At 60.2% G+C, this 314-nt stretch carries 1 protein-coding gene; it reads left to right on the top strand.

What is annotated here, in order from left to right:
* Nucleotides 1-314: DUF6708 domain-containing protein (locus tag OGV80_RS00010; protein ID WP_353654543.1), on the top strand; the 314-nt coding region annotated here is incomplete at both ends.

Raw genomic sequence — 314 nt, 5'->3', positions numbered from 1 at the left:
AAAGTCTATATTTACGAACATCACCGCAGCAGCTGGAATCCGTGGATAGACTGGCCGGTGGAGGTCCGGGTGTTTAACTGGGATGAAGTGCGCGGAGAAATCACCTATGAAGCCGGACGCTACAACCAGGGTTACCAGCTGCACGGCGCGGTGTGCCAGCCGGGAACCAGCCATGTCCGGGAGCGGTTTGCGCTGACGTGGACGGTGGGGGATAAAGAGGCGCTGCGCGAGCTGTGGTGCTACTGCTGTCACTATATGCAGCACCGTCCGGTGCCTGAGACGGCGCGTTTTGCAGAACACCCGCAGCAGTGGGG

Origin of the sequence: Citrobacter sp. Ce119, from assembly GCF_030334525.1 — a bacterium.
In the GTDB taxonomy this organism is placed as follows: Bacteria; Pseudomonadota; Gammaproteobacteria; order Enterobacterales; family Enterobacteriaceae; genus Citrobacter; species Citrobacter europaeus.
This window is presented reverse-complemented; position numbering and strand designations above follow the sequence as displayed.